18 protein-coding genes and 5 pseudogenes are annotated in these 21924 nt (G+C 57.9%); 15 read left to right on the top strand and 8 right to left on the bottom strand.

The window, feature by feature from the left end:
* Window positions 1-64 precede the first annotated feature (64 nt).
* From LVS58_RS19180 to LVS58_RS19170, 3 pseudogenes are all read right to left on the bottom strand, one after another.
* Window positions 65-972: pseudogene (locus LVS58_RS19180) on the bottom strand (tyrosine-type recombinase/integrase).
* Between the two features lie 324 nt (window positions 973-1296).
* Window positions 1297-1581 (bottom strand): annotated as a pseudogene (locus LVS58_RS19175) (hypothetical protein); the annotation flags it as partial.
* Window positions 1572-2286 (bottom strand): annotated as a pseudogene (locus LVS58_RS19170) (hypothetical protein). The pseudogenes LVS58_RS19170 and LVS58_RS19175, both read right to left, overlap by 10 nt.
* 180 nt (window positions 2287-2466) lie before the next feature.
* Between LVS58_RS19170 and LVS58_RS19165 the strand changes: the two are divergent.
* Entirely contained in the window at window positions 2467-2766 is a 300-nt protein-coding gene (locus LVS58_RS19165; RefSeq protein WP_019438790.1) for a hypothetical protein, read from the top strand.
* Window positions 2767-2965: 199 nt separating this feature from the next.
* Here the strand turns inward: LVS58_RS19165 and LVS58_RS19160 are convergent, their stop codons facing one another.
* Complete coding sequence (locus tag LVS58_RS19160; RefSeq protein WP_233692344.1) at window positions 2966-3262, bottom strand: hypothetical protein; 297 nt, start codon at window positions 3260-3262, stop codon at window positions 2966-2968.
* Between the two features lie 397 nt (window positions 3263-3659).
* Entirely contained in the window at window positions 3660-5381 is a 1722-nt protein-coding gene (locus tag LVS58_RS19155; protein WP_233692343.1) for an amidohydrolase, read from the bottom strand.
* Window positions 5382-5624: 243 nt separating this feature from the next.
* Here LVS58_RS19155 and LVS58_RS19150 point away from each other — a divergent pair, with 243 nt between their 5' ends.
* The 3 genes from LVS58_RS19150 to LVS58_RS19140 all read left to right on the top strand — a co-directional run bounded on the left by LVS58_RS19150 (window position 5625) and on the right by LVS58_RS19140 (window position 9260).
* The gene (locus tag LVS58_RS19150; RefSeq protein ID WP_233692342.1) at window positions 5625-6536 is read left to right on the top strand and encodes a LysR family transcriptional regulator; all 912 of its coding nucleotides are present in this window, start codon (window positions 5625-5627) and stop codon (window positions 6534-6536) included.
* Window positions 6537-6774: 238 nt separating this feature from the next.
* Window positions 6775-7845: a C45 family autoproteolytic acyltransferase/hydolase gene (locus tag LVS58_RS19145; RefSeq protein WP_233692341.1), complete on the top strand. Its 1071-nt coding sequence runs from the start codon at window positions 6775-6777 to the stop codon at window positions 7843-7845.
* Between the two features lie 56 nt (window positions 7846-7901).
* Window positions 7902-9260, top strand: a complete 1359-nt coding sequence (locus LVS58_RS19140) for an MFS transporter (RefSeq protein WP_233692340.1) — start codon at window positions 7902-7904, stop codon at window positions 9258-9260.
* Between the two features lie 406 nt (window positions 9261-9666).
* On the opposite strand, the pseudogene LVS58_RS19135 reads toward LVS58_RS19140, so the two are convergent.
* Window positions 9667-10829 (bottom strand): annotated as a pseudogene (locus tag LVS58_RS19135) (IS3 family transposase).
* A gap of 312 nt (window positions 10830-11141) precedes the next feature.
* Between LVS58_RS19135 and LVS58_RS19130 the strand changes: the two are divergent.
* The 5 genes and pseudogenes from LVS58_RS19130 to LVS58_RS19110 all read left to right on the top strand — a co-directional run bounded on the left by LVS58_RS19130 (window position 11142) and on the right by LVS58_RS19110 (window position 12873).
* Window positions 11142-11417 carry a hypothetical protein gene (locus LVS58_RS19130; protein WP_233692440.1) on the top strand — a complete coding sequence of 92 codons (276 nt, stop codon included), beginning with the start codon at window positions 11142-11144 and terminating at the stop codon, window positions 11415-11417.
* Between the two features lie 27 nt (window positions 11418-11444).
* Window positions 11445-11669: pseudogene (locus LVS58_RS19125) on the top strand (hypothetical protein).
* Between the two features lie 74 nt (window positions 11670-11743).
* On the top strand, window positions 11744-12037 hold the full coding sequence (locus LVS58_RS19120) for a hypothetical protein (protein ID WP_233692339.1): 294 nt from the start codon (window positions 11744-11746) through the stop codon (window positions 12035-12037).
* Window positions 12034-12300 carry a hypothetical protein gene (locus LVS58_RS19115; protein ID WP_233692338.1) on the top strand — a complete coding sequence of 89 codons (267 nt, stop codon included), beginning with the start codon at window positions 12034-12036 and terminating at the stop codon, window positions 12298-12300. The genes LVS58_RS19120 and LVS58_RS19115 overlap by 4 nt, the downstream gene beginning before the upstream one ends.
* 30 nt (window positions 12301-12330) lie before the next feature.
* The gene (locus LVS58_RS19110) at window positions 12331-12873 is read left to right on the top strand and encodes an AAA family ATPase (protein ID WP_233692337.1); all 543 of its coding nucleotides are present in this window, start codon (window positions 12331-12333) and stop codon (window positions 12871-12873) included.
* 364 nt (window positions 12874-13237) lie between these two features.
* Here the strand turns inward: LVS58_RS19110 and LVS58_RS19105 are convergent, their stop codons facing one another.
* Window positions 13238-13756: a cysteine hydrolase family protein gene (locus tag LVS58_RS19105; RefSeq protein ID WP_233692336.1), complete on the bottom strand. Its 519-nt coding sequence runs from the start codon at window positions 13754-13756 to the stop codon at window positions 13238-13240.
* Window positions 13757-14084: 328 nt separating this feature from the next.
* On the opposite strand from LVS58_RS19105, the gene LVS58_RS19100 reads away from it, so the two are divergent.
* The 6 genes from LVS58_RS19100 (at window position 14085) to leuD (ending at window position 20968) form a co-directional block, all read left to right on the top strand.
* Window positions 14085-14993, top strand: a complete 909-nt coding sequence (locus LVS58_RS19100) for a LysR family transcriptional regulator (RefSeq protein ID WP_233692335.1) — start codon at window positions 14085-14087, stop codon at window positions 14991-14993.
* A gap of 107 nt (window positions 14994-15100) precedes the next feature.
* A complete protein-coding gene (locus LVS58_RS19095) occupies window positions 15101-16291 on the top strand; it encodes a CaiB/BaiF CoA transferase family protein (protein WP_233692334.1) in 1191 nt (396 codons plus the stop codon).
* Window positions 16288-17223 carry a hydroxymethylglutaryl-CoA lyase gene (locus LVS58_RS19090; protein ID WP_233692333.1) on the top strand — a complete coding sequence of 312 codons (936 nt, stop codon included), beginning with the start codon at window positions 16288-16290 and terminating at the stop codon, window positions 17221-17223. The genes LVS58_RS19095 and LVS58_RS19090 overlap by 4 nt, the downstream gene beginning before the upstream one ends.
* Window positions 17224-17308: 85 nt before the next feature.
* Window positions 17309-18643, top strand: a complete 1335-nt coding sequence (locus LVS58_RS19085; RefSeq protein WP_233692332.1) for an MFS transporter — start codon at window positions 17309-17311, stop codon at window positions 18641-18643.
* Window positions 18644-18914: 271 nt separating this feature from the next.
* Entirely contained in the window at window positions 18915-20318 is a 1404-nt protein-coding gene (leuC, locus tag LVS58_RS19080) for a 3-isopropylmalate dehydratase large subunit (RefSeq protein WP_233692331.1), read from the top strand.
* A 5-nt stretch (window positions 20319-20323) separates the two neighbouring features.
* Window positions 20324-20968, top strand: a complete 645-nt coding sequence (gene leuD, locus LVS58_RS19075; RefSeq protein WP_233692330.1) for a 3-isopropylmalate dehydratase small subunit — start codon at window positions 20324-20326, stop codon at window positions 20966-20968.
* Between the two features lie 107 nt (window positions 20969-21075).
* Here the strand turns inward: leuD and LVS58_RS19070 are convergent.
* The coding region (locus LVS58_RS19070) for a GGDEF domain-containing protein (protein WP_233692329.1) at window positions 21076-21924 on the bottom strand (849 nt) is incomplete at its 5' end.

The raw sequence follows: 21924 nt of genomic DNA, 5'->3' as shown, positions 1-21924 counted from the left end.
ACACCCCTAAAAAACTGCATGGTGATGTTAGCGGTGGAGATCAAGGAGCTTACCTATCAATAACTTACGTGGCTTCTTCGCAGCTACGGACCAATTTCGGACCAATTTGGAGCTTTTCCAGCTCCTGCCAGTCGTTGGACGAGTTAATCCAGCGCGCATAAGTCGATAAGAGCATCTGCACGCTATGCCCGAGCTGTTGGGCGATAAATGCGGGGTTGAGACCAGACATTAAGCGTATTGTCGCATAGGTGTGGCGGCAGTTATACGGGGGGCGGTATCTGATCCCCAAGCCTTTAAGGATCGGGCGCCACTGATGGTGCAGGTCCGACGTCTGCTTGACGTGCTCCCCATTCTTCCCAGGCGGGAAGACGAACGGCGATTCGGTGAATTGCCCTTTGCCCAGCCTGCGGCGCTCTGCGTACTGCTTGGCGAACTCCAAGGCGTGCAAGGCCCTGTCGTTGAGCAACACAAACCTATCCTTCCCTGTCTTCGTCCTTTCCTCAACTACCCCGAGCGCGATCGTTCGCCGCACGTGGCCGTCTTCCTGGTCGTATCGACCGCATCCCATCTCAATGCCAGGCCTTCGGACAAGCGTAGGCCAGTGAAGAATATGAACTCGAAGAACGCTGCATGGATCTGGCTCGGCCAATGAGGGTGCTTGTAAAGCTCGGTACCAGCTGCGATCTCACGACTGTCCAGCCACAACTGGGCGTATTCACCGAATGTTGGAACGCCGCCCACAACCGCGGCGGAACTGGGGAACAACTCCGCGTACTTGTCGTGGTCGAGGAGGTTGAGCTTGATCAGGCTGTTTACTTTATCGCGAAGCTGGGATGCAGCCTTGATGCCTTTTTGTGTCGGGGGGTAGGGAAGGGTCTCACTTCGGCGAGTACCTTCCCACATGAACCTGAGCCGGAGCGAGTCATAGTGGACGTCGATTCCAGGGGGTAAATCCATTGGCTTTCCAGCCATTCGTCATACCTCTTTTTGCTGTAGATGATGCGTCCGCCGTGTTTCATCCAGACGCCCTCGGGGATCGCCCCTCGTAAGCGCCGGCCTTCCAAGGCGCGTTTGGTGCAGCCGAGCAAGTCGGCCATTCGCTGTCCGGTGACTTTGTCGACGTCACCGGTGCTTTCGGTTTCCATGGGATGGTCTCCACGCCGCCGGTGGCGGCAGGTTGGTGGTCAGCCGCGGTGCAGCCGGATCATTTCGCGGGCATGCTTGAGGGATGCCAGGTGTTCTTCCCTCGGCGCCGATCTGGCCATTGGCGTCAGGGGTGGTCACTGCAACCAGGTGCTCAAGAGCCGCCACCAGTTCATCGCGCTGCTGGCCCTCGGCCCGGCCGATGTCCCAGAACTGCTGCCCCCAGTGGCCGACTGGCGGCGGGTTGCTGTTTTGCTTGCCGCAAGCCATGGACCCGATAATCGCGTCGCAGAGCAGGCGCTTATAGATGTTCTCCCCATCCAGGCCCAGGCCACCCCGACGGCGGAGGGTGCTCACGACCTCGTCGACGTTCAGGCCGCTGTCCTTGAGCACGATGTCGAGCTCAGACTTCTCAGGGGTGTATATGACTAGAGCCAGCTTGGCTTCAGGTCAGAGATCGGCCGCCAGGCGGCTCCGTTGATGGATGCCCAGAGCTCGCGCCAGGCGTCGAACGGGTCGGCCCAGTTTCCAGGCCCTGGCTCGCTCTTGAATGGGTGGTAGTAGTGCTCACCGTCGCCGTGGTGAATGCGGTTTATGCCCTCGGCGACGTATCGGCTTTCGAAATCCGTCTCACCCTCGCCATCCTGAAGCCGCTCGACGCGCACGTCGGTGATCTCCAGCAGGATGCGACTGGCTGTGCGGGGCATGTGAATGCTCGGATTCCAGGCAGAGCGATCATACCCGCCGCCGTCATCGTCGCCGGCCCATACCGCCTCGCCGTCAGCGCGGTAGATCACGTGGCCTGAGTAGTAGTCCCGGCTGAAGGGCATTTCCCGTATTGGTGGCTGGGCGATCAGGCGTCCAATCGATCATGTTTCCGTGGTCATCGAAGTCATGACTGATCACTCCCCACGTCTCGCGAACCCACAGTCGATCGCCTGGGCGGCCATAAGGGCATTCAGGGTTGCGCTTGGTCGGGTCTGGGTGGCGGATGAACGGCTGGCCAAGGCCGTAGCTGCCGATATCACCCGTTGACCGGGGCTGAACCTTCACCTCCCGGCGGGTGACAGTCTTCCGGCCGTCCAGAATGGCGCGGTCCATAGGCCCGCTGAACGGAATCGGGCGTTCCTTTGCTTGAGACATAGCTTCGCCTTGGCCGCCATATCGCGGCAGTGAGTTGTACAAGTGGTTGATTTTGGTACAAGAAAATCGGCCGATGGTCCGATTCAGTTCTCAAATTGGGAAACCGCGATTGCGTCTCGCCTCGCTTTCGCTAAGGTGAAGGTTCGCCGTCACATACAACCAAAGTCGTAGGAGGTCGACATGAGAATTCGCGGTGATGTTTTTTGGTCTTGGGCTGACCCGACGCTTCACCATAGGACTCATGACGAAACGCTCGTTGATGGAACACTTATAGACGTACAGGTGCGACTGTCGCGGACAGGTAACACGCAGATGTTCATTGGGGTATATGCCGCAAGCGGTATGGCTCTGCATGAAGAGGCGTTCGACTCCCGCCCCGGTGAATCCATGACCAGGGCTTTGGCCTGGGGTGTTGGTCGGGCTCGCCGGATCGCCACTGATCCTCAACCAAAATTTGATCAGGTCGCCTGCTCGAACTAGTGGGAAGAGAGGTCAATGCCTGGCGGAGTACAAATGTGCTCCGCCGAGCATTCAGCGCGCATAATAGCTGCCATGTGGCCCATCTGCTCAACGAGGAAGCGCTCTTCGGCCGCTGCAGCTGCGATGATTTTCGCTTTGTGTTTCTGGCAGAGCATGCAATCGACTTTGCTCCAGTCGCCTGATAACTCAGAGGTTTCCCCTAGCCAGGTGCCGCAGGGCGCTTGCTCAATGTCATCCAGGTCGGTGAATGGTGCGAAGTGCGTTTTCGCGGCGCTGGCTCCGGCCCTGCGCTGGCGGGCTTGAACGACAGACGAATACGCTCGTACAGGTCAGGCAGCATCCATTTGTCAGTTTTAATCAGCACTTCTTTCAGCAGCGCATCCCGCTCGGCCAGCTGGGCGCGCTGATTCGATATGCGCATGCTCTGTCGCAAGATCTGCGCGTCAGAGTGCTTGATGACCTCACGCAGTTGCTCAACATCGCGGGGATCAGTCATCGGCCCTAGGCCAACAATCGGCAGTCCAGTCGCCGCCGCATCCCGCTCTGCCTCTTCTTTGGTCCACCAGAAGGCAGTACCAACCATCCAGGCTATAGGCTCGGGGTGGGGCTGCGGGGCTTTCTGAGCCCGGGCATTCCATTTTTGCCATCGGGATCGGTCAACAAGGCAGGCTGGTCATTCAGCTCGGCCAACCAAGCCGCGCTGGCAGGCTCAACATTTGACCGTCGCAGAGTGCTTCGCGACACCGGTCTTCTGCTCGGCCATGGCCGATCCCTCCCAAGCCGCTGGTGGAGTGCTGTTAACTGCTGCGAATACTAAGTGGCGTTTTGCGGCTGCAACTGCTCCCACAGGAACTCGTGTCGAGTCCGTGGAAGCGGGTTTCTCTGCGATGCGATCAGCGCTGGTAGATCTGCTTGCCGGCGAACCAGGTCTGCAGCACCTGGGTGTCACGCATCGCTTCGGGATCGACGTTGAGCACGTCTCGGTCGAGGACGATCATGTCGGCCTGCTTGCCCACCTTCAGTGAGCCGACCTGCTCCTCCAGGCGCATGGCGCGTGCGGCATTGAGGGTGTAGGCCTGGAACATGGTTTCGCGGTCGATGGCTTCGTCGGCATTGAGCACGCCTTTGGCGCCCTTGCGGCTGACGGCCTGGTAGATCGCCTTCCACGGCTCCGGGGTCGTGATCGGCCAGTCGCTTGCGCCGGCGATGGTCGCACCCGCCTTGTAAAGCGAGTGGGCCGGGTAGCTGTGGGCGAAGGCATGCTCATCGACATACGGCTTGACCAGGTCGACGTTAGTTTCGTCGGCACTGGCCCAGTACAATTGCATGGAAGCAATTACATCGAGCTGTTTGAAGCGTGGATAGTCCTGGGCGCTGACCATCTGTAAGTGTGTGATCGAGTGCGGGACACCACTGTGTCGCGCGCGTCGGGCCTGTTCTACGCCGTTGAGTGCCTCGCGCACGGCGCGATCGCCGATGGCATGCACATGAACCAGCCAGCCACGGGCATCGGCGGCATCGACCAGTTCACCGAAGTGCTTCGGGTCCAGCAGCAGTTCACCGCGTTGGCCGGAGTTTTTGTAGGGCTCAAGCATCGCCGCGCTTTGCGCTGGCATTTCGGCAACGCCGTCGGCGAACACTTTGATGCCGGGCAGGGTGAGATTGCGTACACCAAGGAACTGCTGGCGTACCTTGTCCAGCTCATCCAGGACGGCTGGGCGGGCCTTGGAGTCGGTCATCAGCAGTGCGGCGATGTGCGCTGTCAGTTCACCTCGTTCGGAAAGGTCCTTGTAGACCGGCAGCACGCCCAGCGAGTCGTTCTTCACATCCGCGCCGGGCAGCTCGTTGGCCAGCGGGTCCATCCAGCCGGTGATGCCCAGCTGCTTGGAGTAGGCCAGGGCCATGCGCCCGGCGGTCATCAGGGTGTCGTGGGACAGCGGCGGCAGCAGGTCGGTCACCGGGTAGTAGCTGGCGTCGGCCAGAAAGCCGTTGGGCGTGCCGTCCTGATGCTGGCCAATGGTGCTGCGTGCTTCGGTGGGCAACGCCGCGATGGTCTTGGCGTCGATCTTGGCACGCTTGAGCAGGGCCTGGTTGGCCCATCCGGTGTGCATGTCGTTGGCGGCCAGCAGGATCGGCTGGTCGGCCCATTCACCATGGTTGAAACGCTGCTCCAGGGCCGGGATGTCATCCCAGTAGGTGCCCGGTATGCCGCCGACGGTCAGGAACTCGCCACGCACGGCCTTGCTATCTTTTTGCCACCCACGCAGGCGTTGCTCCAGTTCATCGAGGGGGATCTGCTCGCCCATCAGGTTGGCCAGCTCCAGTTGCAGGCCACCTTTGATGGCATGGGAGTGGGAGTCGAGCATGCCTGGCATCAGCACCTTGCCGCCCAGGTCGATGACCTGAGTGCCCTCGGCCTTCAGGCCCAGCACGGCCTGGTCGGATCCCACGGCAACGATCTTCTCGCCCTCGACCGCCACCGCTTGCTGCAGCGGTTGGCCTGGCTCGGCGGTGTAGACCTTGGCGTTGTGAAAGATCACGTCCACTGCCGCGAAGCTGTGCAGGGAAGTGCAGGCCAGGCCCGCGCTGATCGCCATCTTCAGGAGGTGCTTCATTCGGTGCCTCGTTCTTGTTGTGATTGCGCCGCAGCCTAGCCAACGCGCAAGGCTGGTTAAATGCGGCGATAGGCACAACTTTTTTCGCGATCGGGAAACAATCCCTTGCCTATCATTGCCATGGTGCAAGGCACACGCCGCTCGACGCCTATTCAAATCCGCGCTGTTTGCGGGCTTGATGGAAAGGCGTGGATATTCGCGCGCTCTCTTCAATGCCTCGCTTGTGCCGAACAGGAAGAAACCATGGACAAAATGACGGCCCTGACCATCTTCGTCGCCGCCGCCGAACACGGCAGCTTCAGTCGTGCGGCCGAGCAATTGGGCAAGACGCCTTCGGCCATCACCAAGGCCGTCGCCCACTTGGAGGCCGAGCTTGGGGTGCGCCTGTTCGAGCGCACCACCCGGCGCATGGCGCTCACCGAGGCCGGCAGCCTGTACCTGGAAGGAGCGCGCCAGGCCTTGATGCACCTGCAACTGGTGACCGAGGAAGTGGAGCAGTTGCAGCACGAACTACGTGGCACCTTGCGCATCACCGCGCCGCCGTCGTTCGGCCCGGCGTTTCTCAACCAGGTGTGCTTTCGCTTCATGCGCGAACACCCGCAGGTGCGCCTGGAGGTGAACCTCAACGACGCCAACGAAGACCTGATCGACGGCGGTTACGACCTGTCGCTGCGCGACGGCCCCACAGACCAGCCCGAGCTGATCGCCCAGCCGCTGATCGAAAACCGCGTGATCCTTTGCGCCAGCCCCGACTACCTGGCCCGGCGTGGCAAGGCCATCACCTTGGAGAATTACGCCCAGCACGACTGGTTGCTGCTGCGCCATCCTCTGCTCAATCGCAGCTTCTGGTGGGTCGAGCACGAGGGCCAGACCTTGCGCGTGCGCCAGCCCACGCCTCGACTGGTGAGCGACAATTTCGACTTCCTGCTTGCCTGCCTGCTCGATGGTCATGGCCTGCAGTTCGTGCCCACCTGGTGCGCCGCGCCCTATTTGGCCAAGGGGCAACTGGTGGAAGTGCTGCCCGACTACTGGCGGGCGTTGAGTGCCTTCGGGCCCTGGGTGCACGTGCTGTACCTGCCCCATCGGCGCAACACGCGCAAGGTGCAGGCCTTCATCGCCTTGCTGCACGAGCAACTGCGCAGCCAGGGGCTGTAACCAGGCCGCGGGATTCAATTGTTCCACTCAGGCACAAAAGTTGTGCGGGTTGTGGCGATGATCGGCCGGGACTGGCTCGTTAGGCTAGCGGTGGTTGCTTGAACACAGCTGCCGCTTCGTGCCCTGTCCATTGCCCTGTCACTCTCACGCAGGTACATGCAACAGGGGGGAGAGGCTGCCTCACTCTTTCCAGAACAGCAACGATGCCTCGAGCCTGCTGTACCAGGAGTTCCCCGCAGTGAAGATCCACACCCTAGTCACCGATATCCGCACGCCCGCCGAACGTGGTCGTCAGATCGGCGAGCGCTTCGCCGAGCAGATCCGCCATACCACCCAGCTGTACCTGGACTTCTTCCCGCGGGTGGGCGTGTCCATGCGTGAGGCGCAGCGCATCGGTGAAAACAGCCTGGCCGCCCTGGAAGCCTGGAGCCCGAACCTGGCGGCCGAGGTGATCGGTCTGGCCAGCGGCGCCGACCTGCCATTGTGGCAGCTGGCAAGCCTGAACGCCCGTACCGAGGTGCTGGCGGCGCGCACCCGTCACAGCGAATGTTCCACCACTGTGCATGCGCCGCGCGGCCCGCGTGCGCCGCAGACCCTGCAGACCTGGGACTGGCACGACAGCCTCTGCCCTCACGGCCTGATGCTGGCGCTGCACACCGAGCGTGGCATGAACGTCAAGCTGTTCTGCGAATTCGGCATGCTCGCCAAGCTGGGGGTGAACAGCTCAGGTCTGGGCCTGCATTTCAATATCCTCCATCACACTAGCGACAACGACAGCGGGGGTGTGCCAGTGCACGCGATTGCCCGCCGTCTGCTCGAAGACGCCAGCAGTGTCGAGGAAGCCATCGAACTGGCCCGTTCGGCGCGGGTCAGCGCCTCCACCGTGCTCACCGTGTTCTCCCGCGAGGACAGCAGCCCGCGCGCCGTCAGCATCGAGCTAAGCCCTGAGTGCACGGCGCTGGTGCTGCCGCGTGAAGACGGCTGGTTGCTGCACACCAACCACTTCCTCGACCCGCAGCTGAGCCTGGGCGAACAGGTCGCCGACCGCGCCGACACCCAGTGTCGTCTGGGGCACCTGGAGCAGGTGATCGGCCAGATGGGCAGCGCCGATCTGCGCGCCCGTGCCGAAGCCATGTGCGGCGCGCAAGGCGACAGCGCACCGATCTGCTTCCACCCGGACATGGCCATGCCCGATACCGAACGTTGGGAAACCCTGCTGAGCGTCGGGATCGATACCGAGCGCTGCGCGCTGGAATACGTAGCGGGCACGCCGCTGCAACTGGCCAAGGCTGGCTTTGAGCGTTTCTGAGCCCACCCGGTGCCGCTTGAATAGGGCGGCACCCGCTGACAAAGAGAACAACAACAATGCATGCGGAACATTCCAACCCTGCGTCGTCCCGGTCTGCGCTGCGGACCTTCTGCGTCTCCGGCATGGGCACTGCGCTGGAGTTCTATGACTTCATCATCTACGGCACTGCGGCTGCGCTGGTATTTCCCCAAGTGTTCTTCCCGCAAATGGACCACCTGACCGCGACCTTGGTGGCCTTCAGCGCCTTTGGCGCCGGCTTCTTCGCCCGTCCACTGGGCGGTTTGGTGTTCGGCCACTACGGTGACCGCATCGGCCGCCAAAAGGTGCTGGTCGCGACCTTGCTGCTCATGGGCCTGAGCACCTTCCTCATCGGTTGCTTGCCAAGCCATGCCAGTATCGGCGTCGCTGCCCCGAGCCTTCTTGTGCTGTTGCGCCTGATCCAAGGCTTCGCCGCCGGTGGCGAATGGGGCGGTGCCGCGCTGTTCGGCATCGAGTCGGCGCCGCCGGGCAGGCGAGGGTTGTGGGGCAGCTTCACGAGCATGGGCATCGGCGTCGGTGGCATCCTTGGCGCTGCGGTGTTCGCCATCGTCAGTGCCGCCTTCAACGACAACCTGGTGGACTTTGCCTGGCGCATCCCGTTCTGGCTCGGTGGCACGCTGGTGCTGATCGGCCTGTATGCGCGCCTGAAAGCTGCGGTACCGGTCGCCGCCCCCACGCTGAAGGCGGTCCGCGCACCGATGGCCGATGCCTTGCGGCAGCGTCCACGCCAGCTGCTGCTGTGCACCGGGATCGCCTTTGGCTACTGCACCATCGCCTATATCGGCAGCACCTTCTTCCTGACCTACGCTACCCAGGTGGGCTTCGGCAGCACCCAGGCGTTGATGTTCGACCTTACCTTGTCGATCGCCATCGTGTTCTCCGCGCCGCTGTTCGGCTACCTGTCTGACCGTCTGGGGCGGCGCACGGTGATGGTGTTCGGTGCTGTGGTTATGGCGCTCGGGCTGTTCATCTTCTTCGAACTGGTAGGCATGATGAGCTTCGGTTTTGCCCTGTTCGCCTACAGCTTGACCGGTCTGCTGATGGGCGCAACCCAAGGTCCCATACCATCGTTTCTGGGGGAGCAGTTCCCGCGCAATATGCGGTACTCGGGAATCTCGGCCAGCTATCAGATCGGTGCAGCACTGGGCGGCGGCACGGCATCTAGCATCGCCACTGCAATCCTTATCTTTACTGACCACAATCCGCTAGGCGTGGCGTTGTATGGAGCTGGCGCGCTGGCATTAGTCGCGTTGTGCTCGTTGTTGTTGCCCGAAACATCGCGACTGAGCATGGCGGAAATCGACGATGAACCTGATAGTGTTGCAGGGGAAGCGAGCTGGTGTGGAACCAGTACGCGTTGGCGAAAAAATAGTTGAATGTGTATTTCTGGATAAGAGGCGTCCGAGTCGAAGTTGATCGTGAGCTACAGAAGCTGCCTTCGCCCTTTACCCGCGTAATGCTTAAGGCAGCCCTCCCGACATACGTGCCGGCCAGGTGTAAGCTTGGTCTACCCATCGTCTTGGCTCTGCGAATGTCCGCAATGGGTCGAAAGCGGACTGTGAGAGCAGGGGGTAAGAGACGATGGAGGACGGATCGCGGTTGGCAGAACGCCTAGGGGGGGAGGCTGTAGCTGCCCGAAAGCTTCTCGGTTTTACAGAGCAAGAATCGTTGAAACTGGCAGAGCTGTATTAGACAGGGGCGAGGGACAGGCCGCTTGTGGCGCGGCCTGAGGTTCGAATCTCACACTACTGCTGCAGTACTGGAAGCTGGTGCTTGTAGTGGTCAACTCATCCCGGACACGGTTTTGAGTTTTTCTTCAGCTTTCGCCGGAGCCAGTCCATCGTTGAAGTGATGGGGTCGGATCCAGTTGTAGTGGCCCATCAGGTACTAGCTAATGTCTCGTTGAGCTTGCTGCCCGGTCAGGTAGCCCGTGGTCGGTATCCACTCTGATTTCAAGCTGCGAAATACTCGCTCCATCGGCGCATTATCCCAGCAGTTGCCTCGGCGGCTCATGCTCTGGCGCATGCGGTAGCGCCACAGTCTCTGGCGGAATTGACGACTGCCATATTGCGATCCCTGGTCGGAGTGAAACAGTAGCCCTTGAGGCTTTCCGCGTTGTTCGTAAGCCACGTCCAGCGCTTTGACCACGAGGTCTGCGTTCGGCTTTTCTGATAAGGCCCAGCCCACCACTCTGCGTGCATAGAGATCCAGGACAACTGCCAGATAGTGCCATTTGCCCTGTGCCCAAACGTAAGTGATGTCGCCACACCAGACCTGATTTGGCGCTTCGACATCAAATGCTCGGTTCAAGATGTTCGGAATATCTGGCCGCTCCACTGTGGCCTTTTTGTACACATGTGATCCTGGCTGCTTGCTGACCAACGCCAGCTCACGCATCAGGCTGCGCACCTTGAACCGTCCGATTTGCTCACCTTCTTCTTGCATCATTGCCTTGATGCTGCGGCTGCCGGGTGCACTTCGCCCTCGCGTGAACAACTCATTCACTCGACTGCGCAACCGCAGACGTTCAACGTTCGGAGTTCGCCTTCTATGACGATGTGCGTAGTAACTCGAGCGAGTGACTACAAACACTTCGCACAAACAATCAACGGGCTCATGGTCGCTGAGCTGGCGGATCAGCGCGTACGCTCGAGATCTTCCGACATCAAGAGCGCGGTAGCCTTTTTTAGTATCGATTTCTCGCGTTCAAGGCGCGTGATACGGGCTTCCAACTCTTGGATGTTTTGCTGCTCTGGCGTCAGCGCTTTGCTGGCCGGCGTGATGCCGCCGCGCTCTTGCTGAAGCTGATTAACCCACCGGCGCAGGGCTGACTCGACCAAACCGAGCGAACGGGCTGCTTCGGCATGGCTGTAGCCTTGATCGAGCACCAGGCAGGCAGCCTCACGCTTGAACTCAGGGGTAAAGGTACGGCGTTGCTTGGTCATCAGACACCTCACTATGGCGAGCATTCTCGCCTAAATGGGTGTCCGGGGTTAGTAGACCACTACAAACCTCTTCTGGCCTTCCAAGATGGCGCGAACCATCGGCCCGCTGAACAGGATCGGGCGTTCCTTTGCTTGAGACAAGGCTTCGCCTTGGCCGCCATATCGCGGCAGTGAATGGAGGGGAGAGGGGTTAAAAAAATGGAGCTTTTTTCCGTGATCGGTGGTCAAGCTAGTTGGATAGGCCTAATTACAACTGAGTGGCCTGCCCGTGCTGGTTTCACCAACAAGCCACCGGCGGTGGAGGAGAGCACTATGCGGAGACGAGGCGGCGTGTACTGGGCTTGGTCAGACCCCTCACTTCATCACCAATCCCACGAAGAAACTCTGTATGGCGGAACCCTCATCGATGTCCAGGTGAGACTTTCGCGCACAGGCGGCACTCAACTTTTTCTAGGGGTCTACGCATACTCCGGCATGGCTCTACATGAGGAGGCATACGAATCTAGACCTGGCGAATCGATGTGCCGCTCGTTAGCCTGGGGTATTGGTCGAGCGCGCCGAATTGCTTACGAGTGTGTTGGCGCATAGCCTTGATGTAGTGGTTGTAGCAGGGCAGTGGACAAGTGCACCTTCATAGGGATGGTTGAGGCCGGCGAGCCGCTGATTCAGCAGGCCTTCGACGTCATGCGGGAGTACCACCAGGCCCAGAATCGCGGCGCTTCGGTGTAGGAGATCGAGCGGTTGCGGCTATTGGCCGAGTCGCTATTGCAGGTGGTGTCCGATTACCAACTCCGCGTCTTCGCCAAGGCTCGGGGAAAGGATTTGCCGCCTCTCCACTGATCCGCTGATCGGCAATTGCTCACGACCGATCTCGCCTATACGATACTGTTTATCTATACAGTGCTTGGTGTTCTATGTACTTCCTCCTTGTTCGCCGCCGAGTGAATGGCGTGGCAATCCCAGCCGATCAGCTTAGGAAGCTGCAGCCCTTGCGGGCAGACGTCCACATCGGCGATCACCACAGCGAGCCACTCGGCCGGGTATCGACACAGGCCTGGGTGTTCAACCCGTCACCTGGGCCGGACATCATCCCTAGACTGCACGACGCTAAGATCAACGGTATGGCCCAGCTCGGCATCAACATCAACGGGGTGGAGGAGGTCGACGGCGTGCTGTACGCGCAGTCCTGGTGGTGCTGGACAGAATGATGAATGGGATACCGAAAGCTTGGCTGGATGAGCTGGATGACAGATTTTCCTTGGTAACCGATCCAGATGGGCGCGCCGCTGTGCTCGATGAAATGGCCTATGCCGCTCACCGCCGGCGTGAAGTCAGTTCGGAGAACCTGGTCGACATGCTCGAGCTGTCCGAGGCCGCTCGTTCCTGGGCGCTGATGGAGTTCGAAGAGGCCTGTCACATTGGCCTGTTCAAGTATGAATCGTGGGAGGAGATAGGGAATGATGCGCCCTAAATTCAGTAGGCATGGCGAGAGGGAGCTTGAATGCAACGGGTGATGATCATTGGTCAGCCAGGGTCTGGGAAAAGTACCCTGGCGCGCAAGCTTGGCGAGCGCACAGGCTTGCCGGTCGTGCACATCGACAAGATTCATTGGCAGTCAGGGTGGGTCGAGCGGAGCCGGGATGAGAAGACGCGTCTTTGTCATGAGATCGAGGCGCGTGAGCGCTGGATTTTCGAAGGCGGGCATTCGACCACATGGAACAACCGGCTGGCCCGCGCTGACATGTTGATATGGATTGATCGCTCGGCTGCGCTCCGATTCTGGCGCGTGCTTCTCAGAACGATATTGAATCGCGGTCGATCCCGGCCTGACTTGCCGGACAACTGCCCGGAGTTGCTGGCCAACCTGCCGGAATTTTTCAGGTTCATGTGGCGGACGAGAGCCTCGTCTCGGGAGGCGATGAAGCAAATGGTGGCGACGGCCCCGTCGGGCTGTCGCGTGGTCTGCCTTCGGTCCAATCGGGATACCGATGTTTTTCTCGCGAGTATGGGCACGCAGCCTGATCAGGTTGTGCAAGGTCATTAGAGGCTGGATCGCGCTTGATGGGCGGCAGGCGCCTGCCGTTAAGGTGCATCTCGCCTCGACCATGGTGCGCAATGGGCCTGCGGTTACACCTTGGCTGCGACGCCTAGCTCCCGAAGATACCCTGCTGTCGTTATTGTGGGCGACCGACATTGCCCGAGTTCGCGGTACGGCGAATTATGAGCGGTCATTTGTGAACGACTGCCAGCGGTAGCCCGGGTCGGTAGTAACCATTTGCCGACCGTCGACGACCATAGCGGCCAGTGGCGAATGGCAGCATGCGGGCAGAAGCGGTCCCTCGCGAATGCACGCTTTCAACCCGATGCGGACAGATTGGCCCCTACTCGGACGGGGTTGTCGCTGGCAGTTAGAAACACCAGTCCTCGGCGTGTACGACGCGACAGAAGGGTCCCGCGAGGGTCGCATTGTGATGAGCGACAATCTCTTCCGCCCTCAGGGCAGGAGTATCGGTGCAGGTATGGCCATCGGCGATCAGCACTGCATCGAACCCAAGATCTCGTGCGGCGCGGCAGGTGCTATCGACACAGTATTGGGTTTTCATTCCGGCAATGACCACACCCTGAGTTCCACAAGCCCGTAACAGATCGGCCAGGGCGGTCTTGGAGAAGGCATTGGGTCGGCTTTTCTCGAAAACTACTTCGTCACCTTGTAGCACCAACTCCTGCACCAGTTGTGTCAACGGGCTCCCAGGCTCGATCGGCGACCCAGGTGGACCAATATGGCGGGCGAGAAAAATGGGTGCGCCTGCACGCCGGGCTTTACTCAGTAGATTATTCAAGGTGTCCAGCAGCGCTTTGCCAGCCCATGGCTTATCCGGGCCATGAAACAATCCAACCTGCATATCGAGAATCAACAGGGCATACATAATGCTTTTCCTTGCATTTTGGCCTGTGACACAAGGGCAAAAGAAAAGGCCCTTTCCATCACTGGCGGGCCTTAAGTTCGTGCGTTATTGGCTCACGACACTCCTCACGACCAGCCTCTGGCGGTCGTGATCGTCGTGGTCAAGGCAATTCGTGGTTGATTCATAGAGCTGACAGTAGCTGTACTGTACCGGGTTGGCAAGTGAGCGTTGCGAGCGTGAAGGCTCACCGGCGGTTTAGAAACGCTACCATAGCGAAATAGGCCGCCACCTTATGTGCCAATTGGTGAGGTTAAGGACGGTGTTTTGGCAATCCTGTGTGGGGAACCTGATGCTTCATAAGCAGCTGATCCGGCGTTTAGACTTGATCACCTTACAGCTCTTTGTAGCTGTACACGAAGAGGGCACACTGACGCGTGCATCTGCTAGGGAGGCTATTGCGGTATCGGCCGCTAGTAAGCGGTTGATGGAGCTGGAGGAGGCATTGGGTGTTCCGCTTTACTCCCGCACAGCCAAAGGTATGGATCTTACTGCTGCTGGTGAGACGCTGTTACACCACGCTCGACGCATCCTGACTGAAGTGGAAAAAGTCGGAATTGAGGTGGGTGAGCACCTGCAAGGGCTCAGAGGCTATGTGCGGATGCTCGCGAACCTGTCGGCGATCATCCAATTCCTGCCAGAGGATCTGCATGATTTCGTGCTTAGCCACTCCCAGGTCAAGGTGGATTTGGAGGAGCGTCCGAGTGATGGAGTGGTGCAGGGGATCATCGACGGAGTCGCTGACCTGGGTATCTGCTCGATGGACAGCGAGACCCATGGTCTATACAAGGTGCCATATCGTCACGATCAACTGGTGGTAGTAACGCCTAATGATCACCCCCTCGCAGAGCGTGGTCAGGTCGCATTCGTTGAAACGCTGATGTACGACCACATAGGCCTGCACGCAGCCAGCTCGATCAATAATCGAATACATGCTGCGGCAAAGGCTTTGGGGCAACCCCTTCGTTTACGTATTCATGTGCCTGGCTTCGACGCAGTGTGTCGCATGGTTCAGGCTGACATGGGGATAGGTATTTTGCCATTCAAGGCGTTCGAGCTTTTCGGCCGAGGGTTGGGATTGACAGCCGTACAACTCAGCGACGAGTGGTCAGATCGAACGTTGGTTCTATTGGTGCGCGAGGGCGAAGCGCTATCGCCTGTCAGCCAGCTGCTGTTCGACCACCTGCAACAGCCTCGCTAGCCTCTTGCGTTCGCGAAACGCGAACGCCACTTTCCGATAAACCGTTGGAGTTTGTCTAAGGTGAAACCCTAGTCTTGGTTCAAATTCCAAGAAACAGAGGTTGCACCATGACTGCTCTCAACGGACTTCGGGTGATCGAGATCGGTACGCTGATTGCGGCACCGTTTGCTGCCCGCATGATGGCCGAATTCGGCGCCGAAGTTATCAAGATCGAATCTTTGGGACAGGGAGACCCTCTTCGTAAATGGCGAAAACTACACGAAGGGACGTCGCTGTGGTGGTACTTGCAATCCAGAAACAAAAAGTCCATCGCATTGAACCTGAAGTCAGCGTTTGGCATTGATATCGTCAAGCAGCTGGTTGAGAGCGCCGATGTTCTCATCGAGAACCTGCGCCCTGGGGCCCTGGAAAAATTGGGCCTTGGTTGGGATGTGCTTCACGCGTTGAATCCAAAACTGACTCTGGTGCGCATCTCAGGTTACGGTCAATCGGGTCCTTACCGAGATCGTCCTGGCTTCGGTGCCATCGGTGAAGCCATGGGAGGTATCCGATATACCACTGGTACGCCAGGCATTCCACCAGCCCGCGTCGGAGTAAGCCTGGGTGACTCGCTGGCCTCCATGCACGCCGTAATTGGTGCGCTCATGTCCGTATTGCGTGTCAAGACGGGCCAAGGTGACGGGCAGGTAGTTGATGTGTCCCTCGCAGAGAGCGTTTTCAACCTAATGGAGAGCTTGGTGCCTGAATACGACATGCTTGGCCATGTTCGTGAACGTAGCGGTGGTGCATTGCCAGGCATCGCCCCATCCAACACTTACCCGACGGCAGACAATGGGTATGTGGTCATCGCAGGTAACAGCGATCCGATTTACAAGCGTTTGATGACTACGATTGGTCGACCAGATCTGGCGAATGACCCAGCGCTTGAGCACAACGATGGTCGAGCCGCTCAGTGCGAGCTTCTGGATGAGGCAATCACCCAGTGGAGCTCTAAGCTGCCGATCGATGCCGTGCTTGAAGCCTTGGAAAAGGCTGAGGTGCCTGCAGGCCGCATCTACTCCGTGGCAGATATCGTGGCTGACCCGCACTACCAGGCGCGCGACATGATCTTGAATGCGGAGCTTCCTGGCGGGGTTACAGTGAAAATGCCGGGGATCGTACCGAAACTGTCCGACACGCCAGGCCGTGTCAATTGGCAGGGGCCAAGCCTTGGGCAGCACACGCAGTCCATCCTCGGTGATCTGGGGTTGCCTGATGAGATGATCAAGCGTCTGAAGGATGAGGGGGTAGTGCAATGATCACAGACTGCTCTCAACGCCTCATCGTCCAAGAGGTGTCGCCTCGTGACGGTCTGCAGATCGAACCGGTCTGGGTCGAGACGGAAGAAAAGATCAAGCTCATTAACGAGTTGTCCTTGGGCGGCTTTAGTCGGATTGAGGCCGGATCATTCGTATCGCCCAAGGCAATTCCTGCTCTGCGCGATGGCGAAGCGGTATTTCAGGGAATTGAGCGTCGGCCGGGTGTGGTTTATGTGGCGCTTGTACCGAATCTTAAAGGTGCTCAGCGGGCATTGGAGTCCAAGGCTGACGAGTTGAACTTAGTGTTGTCAGCTAGCCAAAGCCACAATAAAGCCAATATGCGTATGACCCGAGAGCAATCGCTTGTTGCATTTAACGAGGTAGTTTCGCTTGTCCGTGGCAGCCGCGTTAGCTTGAACGGCACTGTGGCGACGACGTTTGGTTGCCCTTTCGAAGGCCGCATTGATGAAGATGTCGTCATGCGCTTGATTGATGCGTATCAAGAGCTCGGAATGCAAGGTGTTACGCTGGCGGACACCACAGGGATGGCGAATCCGCGCCAAGTCTACCATCTCGTAAAACGTGTGCTGGCCCAACTTCCTGCCTCGCAGCTGACCTTGCACTTTCACAATACCCGAGGTCTCGGTCTGAGTAATGTATTGGCTGCATACGAGGCTGGAGCTCGCCGATTCGATGCTTCGCTGGGCGGCCTGGGTGGGTGTCCATTCGCACCGGGTGCCTCAGGCAACATCTGCACGGAAGACCTGGTCAACCTTTGCGAAGAGGTCGGGATCGACACAGGGATAGATCTTCCGCATTTGCTCACGTTGTCTCGCTCGCTCCCCGCCTTACTGGGGCATGAGATGCCGGGACAAGTGGCGAAAGCAGGCCGAAATTGTGACCTTCATCCGTTACCGCTAGGTAATGGCTGATACCTGACAACGCGACAAACGTCGCGAGCCAGAAAACAAAAACAATTAGAGCTTCCCTTAAGAAAGCTCACCTGGAGAACCCTAAATGTCTATTTCCATTTCCGCGCCTGGCGATGGCATTGCCGCCAGTTCCATCGATGAAAAAAAACTAATATCGAAAGTGGCATGGCGGCTGATGCCGCTGATCATGATTTGCTATCTCTTCGCGTTTTTTGACCGAATCAACATCAGCTTCGCGAAATTTCAACTGCAGGCGGATCTTAGCCTTAGTGACACAGCCTACGGGCTCGGCGCTGGCCTGTTTGTTGTGGGTTATGTCTTGTTCGAAGTACCGAGCAACATGATGTTGTACAAGGTCGGTGCCAGACGCTGGATCGCCCGTATCATGATGTCCTGGGGCCTTGCAACGGCGCTGATGGTCTTCGTGACTGCAGAGTGGCAATTTTACCTCTTGCGCTTCGTGATCGGTGCCATGGAGGCCGGCTTTGCACCAGGAGTGCTTTACTACCTCACGCTTTGGTTCCCGCAACACTACCGAGGCCGTATCACATCCATGCTGTTCTTGGCGTCCGCCTTTGCAGGCCTCATTGGAGCTCCAGTTTCCGGCTTGGTATTAGGCCATATGGATGGACTTTTCGAGATGCGTGGCTGGCACTGGTTGTTCCTGTTGGGTGGACTTCCCTGCATTGCACTGGGCCTGGTCGTTCTGTTCACATTGAAAGACCGCATCAGTGATGCTAACTGGTTGAGCTCGCATGAGAAGTCCTATCTCGCTAGCCGGATTGCGAGCCATGAAATGAACAAGCATGAAGGGTCTCTGCTGACGGCGCTGCGCCTCCCAGGATTCCTGATGCTGGCGTTTATCTACTTCCTGATCCAAGTGGCCTCTTACGGTCTGAATTTTTGGGCTCCGCAGCTCATCCGTAGTGCTGGCATCGAAAGTGCGACAACCATTGGATTGTTGACCGCTGTGCCTTACGTGTGTGGTGCTATCAGCATGGTGCTGGTTGGTCGTTTATCTGACGCGACCGGCGAACGGAGAAAGTTCGTATGTGGCTTGGTAATCATTGGGTCGATTGGCTTCTTCAGCGCGGGTATTTTTGAGGCGCACGTGCTTTACCTCACCGTATCGCTAGCACTCTTGGGCGCAGGCATTATCGCCGCCATACCAACTTTCTGGTCACTCCCACCAAAACTGCTTGCGGGGGCAGGGGCCGGAGCCGCAGCGGGGATTGCGCTCATCAACACGATGGGGCAGGTAGGTGGCATTGTTAGCCCTGTAATGGTTGGCTTCATCAAAGACGTTACCGGCAGCACGACACCGGCGCTTTATTTGATCGGTACTACCTGTCTGATTGCAGCAGCGCTATTGGTCTGGGCCTTGCCTGAGCGCTTGAGGACTTTGGATAAAAACCGATGATTTCTTAAAGTTGCGATTGCTGGGTAAGTCCAGTTTTTCGGAACGCTTGAGTTAGAGGCTCAGAACACCTTACGCGCTCTTGCTCAATCAGAGGATCTACCGTTCTGTAGCATCAAATGTGCATCAGGTACTTATTGGATACGGTGTCCCTCTAGACGCGTACGCCTATTAGTGCTCCCCGCGTCCGCGTATCCGGCTCTGTTTTGCCTCCCCCCACAATGCAGGGTTATAGGCGGAGCCGGATTCGCTGACCTTTAACAAGAGAAGTACAATGAACCCGATTACCCTCTTTGAGAAACTCTGGCGTCGTCATGCGGTTCTTGATACAGATGATGGCCAGACTCTGTTATACATTGACTTGCAACTGATCAATGAAGTTACAAGTCCGCAGGCGTTCGATGCACTGCGAATGAATGGGCTCAGTCCATGGCGTGTAGATTCTGTGTTGGCCACTGCTGATCATAATGTTCCGACCAAGGATCGGCCTAAAGGCATTACGGACGATATTGCTCGCCGTCAAGTCCATGCACTTGAGCGAAACTGCGCAGAATTCAACCTTACGCTTTTCGGTATGGACGATCATCGTCAAGGGATTCTCCATGTGATAAGCCCTGAGCAAGGGCTTACCCTTCCTGGAATGTCGATCGTATGCGGCGACTCTCACACGACGACCCATGGCGCCTTTGCTGCACTCGCTTTTGGTATTGGTACGTCGGAAATTGAGCACGTTCTGGCAACCCAATGCCTTTCGATGAAAAAGCTTAAAACCATGCATATCAGCATTGACGGCGAGCTTAATCCCTACATAACGTCGAAGGATCTCGCCCTAGCGCTGATTGGGAGAATTGGTACCGCCGGAGCGACGGGGTATGCCATTGAGTTCGCGGGTTCCACGGTCGAACGCATGACGATGGAAGCACGCATGACACTTTGCAACCTGGCAATCGAGGCAGGCGCGCGTTGTGCCATGGTGGCATTCGACGATACGACAGCTGCTTACATCCGAGATAAGCCGATGGCACCGACGGGTCAGCGGTGGAATGACGCCGAACGATATTGGCGTACCCTCTGCAGTGATGCCGGGGCGGTCTTCGACGCAGAAATCCACATGGATGCGAGCGCTATCAGACCCCACGTTACGTGGGGAACCTCTCCGGAAATGGTCGTGGACATCGACGGACGTGTGCCATCCCCGCAGGAAGAACCTGATCCTGTCAAACGACAAGGTATTGAGCGCGCCTTAAAGTACATGGGTCTGGAGCCAGCTACGGCAATCAAGGACATTGTTCTGGATAAAGTTTTCATTGGGTCGTGTACTAACTCTCGGATCGAAGATCTTCGTCTAGCGGCGTCCGTTGTCGCAGGAAAAAAGGTAGCCCCAAATATCAAGCAGGCGCTAGTAGTTCCTGGCTCTGGCTTGATCAAAAAACAGGCTGAGTCGGAAAAGCTTGATCGTATTTTCACTGATGCCGGCTTTGAGTGGCGGGACGCCGGATGCTCAATGTGCCTGGGCATGAACGAGGATAGACTGACTGCTGGCGAACGTTGTGCATCTACGTCAAACAGAAACTTTGAAGGGCGTCAGGGGCCCGGTGGCCGGACTCATCTTGTGAGTCCCGCCATGGCAGCTGCTGCAGCAATCGCCGGTCACTTTGTCGATATTGGAGAGGTATAAGCCACATGCAGCCATTTACTTTTCTAAAAAGTAAGGTTGTTCCGTTGGATCGCGCCAACGTGGACACTGACGCCATTCTACCAAAACAATTCCTGATGATTATCGAACGCACGGGTTTTGGACAGCATCTTTTTGATGAGTGGCGTTATCTTGATCATGGAGAACCCTATCAGGACTGCTCAAAGCGGCCACTCAATTTGAGTTTTCCACTGAACCAGCCCCGTTTTGAAGGCGCAGGGGTTCTTTTAACTCGGGGTAATTTTGGTTGTGGTTCTAGCCGTGAACATGCGCCTTGGGCTTTGCACGACTGGGGCATTAGGGCGATCATTGCACCGAGTTTTGCTGAGATCTTTTATGGCAACTGCTTCAAAAACGGGATTCTACCAATCGCGCTGGACGAGGTTGCTGTCGAAAATATATTCGTTGCTGTTGAGCACCTGCCAGGTTATCAACTCAGCATTGACCTTGAAAAACAGGAGATTCTGGACGACCGCGGCAACCGCGTTCCGTTTGATATCGACCCGTTCCGAAAACACTGCTTGCTCAATGGTTTGGACGAAGTCGGCATGACGTTACTCAAGGCAGGTGCTATTCGGCAATTCGAGAAGACACGACTAGCCTTGGAACCATGGCTTTACGAGAGGTTCTAGCGTTGAATCGCGCCCCTACCGCAAGAAGCTTATAGCTATCTCAATCGGGTTCAGTCCAGCCGCCGGCTTGAGCGTGCGGCTGAGCGCAATGTGGAACCGAGCAGGCATCACCCCGTTACTGCCAAGTTGGGTTTTTCGGAAACTACACGATTACGGCCTAGGGACTTGGCCCGGTACAGCAGTTGGTCTGCCTGCTCAAGGGCAGCCTTCACGGACTCACCTTTTTTCCAGAGGGCGACGCCTAGCGATATCGTAATGTGATCAACTACCTCGAATTTTGCCGAATCGACGGCCACTCGCAATCGTTCGGCAACAGCGGTTGCCACAGAGATCGAGCTATTGGGTAATAACAAGGCAAATTCCTCACCACCGATGCGACAGACCAAGTCCTCTGGACGTGAAACGTGTTTCATCAGCCTGGCCACCTCGCGTAGCGTCTCATCACCCGCCCCGTGGCCGTAGGTATCGTTTACAAGTTTAAAGTGGTCTATGTCCACCGAGATGACTGCGAACGACTTAAGGGTGTCCTGCCACACGCCGATCGCCTCATCCATTCCCCTGCGATTCGCAAGGCCGGTCAATGGGTCGCTTTGAGCCTGCAGATTAAGCCTGCCAATCTTTTCCTGTAGAAGACTGGCGCCTACTAGCAATGCACGACGAATCTGCCAGCTTTCAATATAGTCCGCTGGTATCGCACTTATGCGTTCGTAACATTCCGGTGCGTCCAGGCGTTGGGCATTCTCTGCCAGGCGGGAAAGGGGGACAGAAATTTTCCGCCCTATCCACCAGACCATCAGAAGCCCAAACAGACCGAGTGGCGCAACCCCCTTTGCGACTTTCACAGTTGTAGCCTGCAAACTTGCCTGTATGTTCGCGAGTGGCTGTTGGGAGACTACACCCCAGTGGCTACTCGGGATTAGGGCATAGCCTGCGAGTACCTCATTGCCGCTTTCATT

Origin of the sequence: Pseudomonas sp. JR33AA, from assembly GCF_021378985.1 — a bacterium.
In the GTDB taxonomy this organism is placed as follows: domain Bacteria; phylum Pseudomonadota; class Gammaproteobacteria; order Pseudomonadales; family Pseudomonadaceae; genus Aquipseudomonas; species Aquipseudomonas alloputida.
This window is presented reverse-complemented; position numbering and strand designations above follow the sequence as displayed.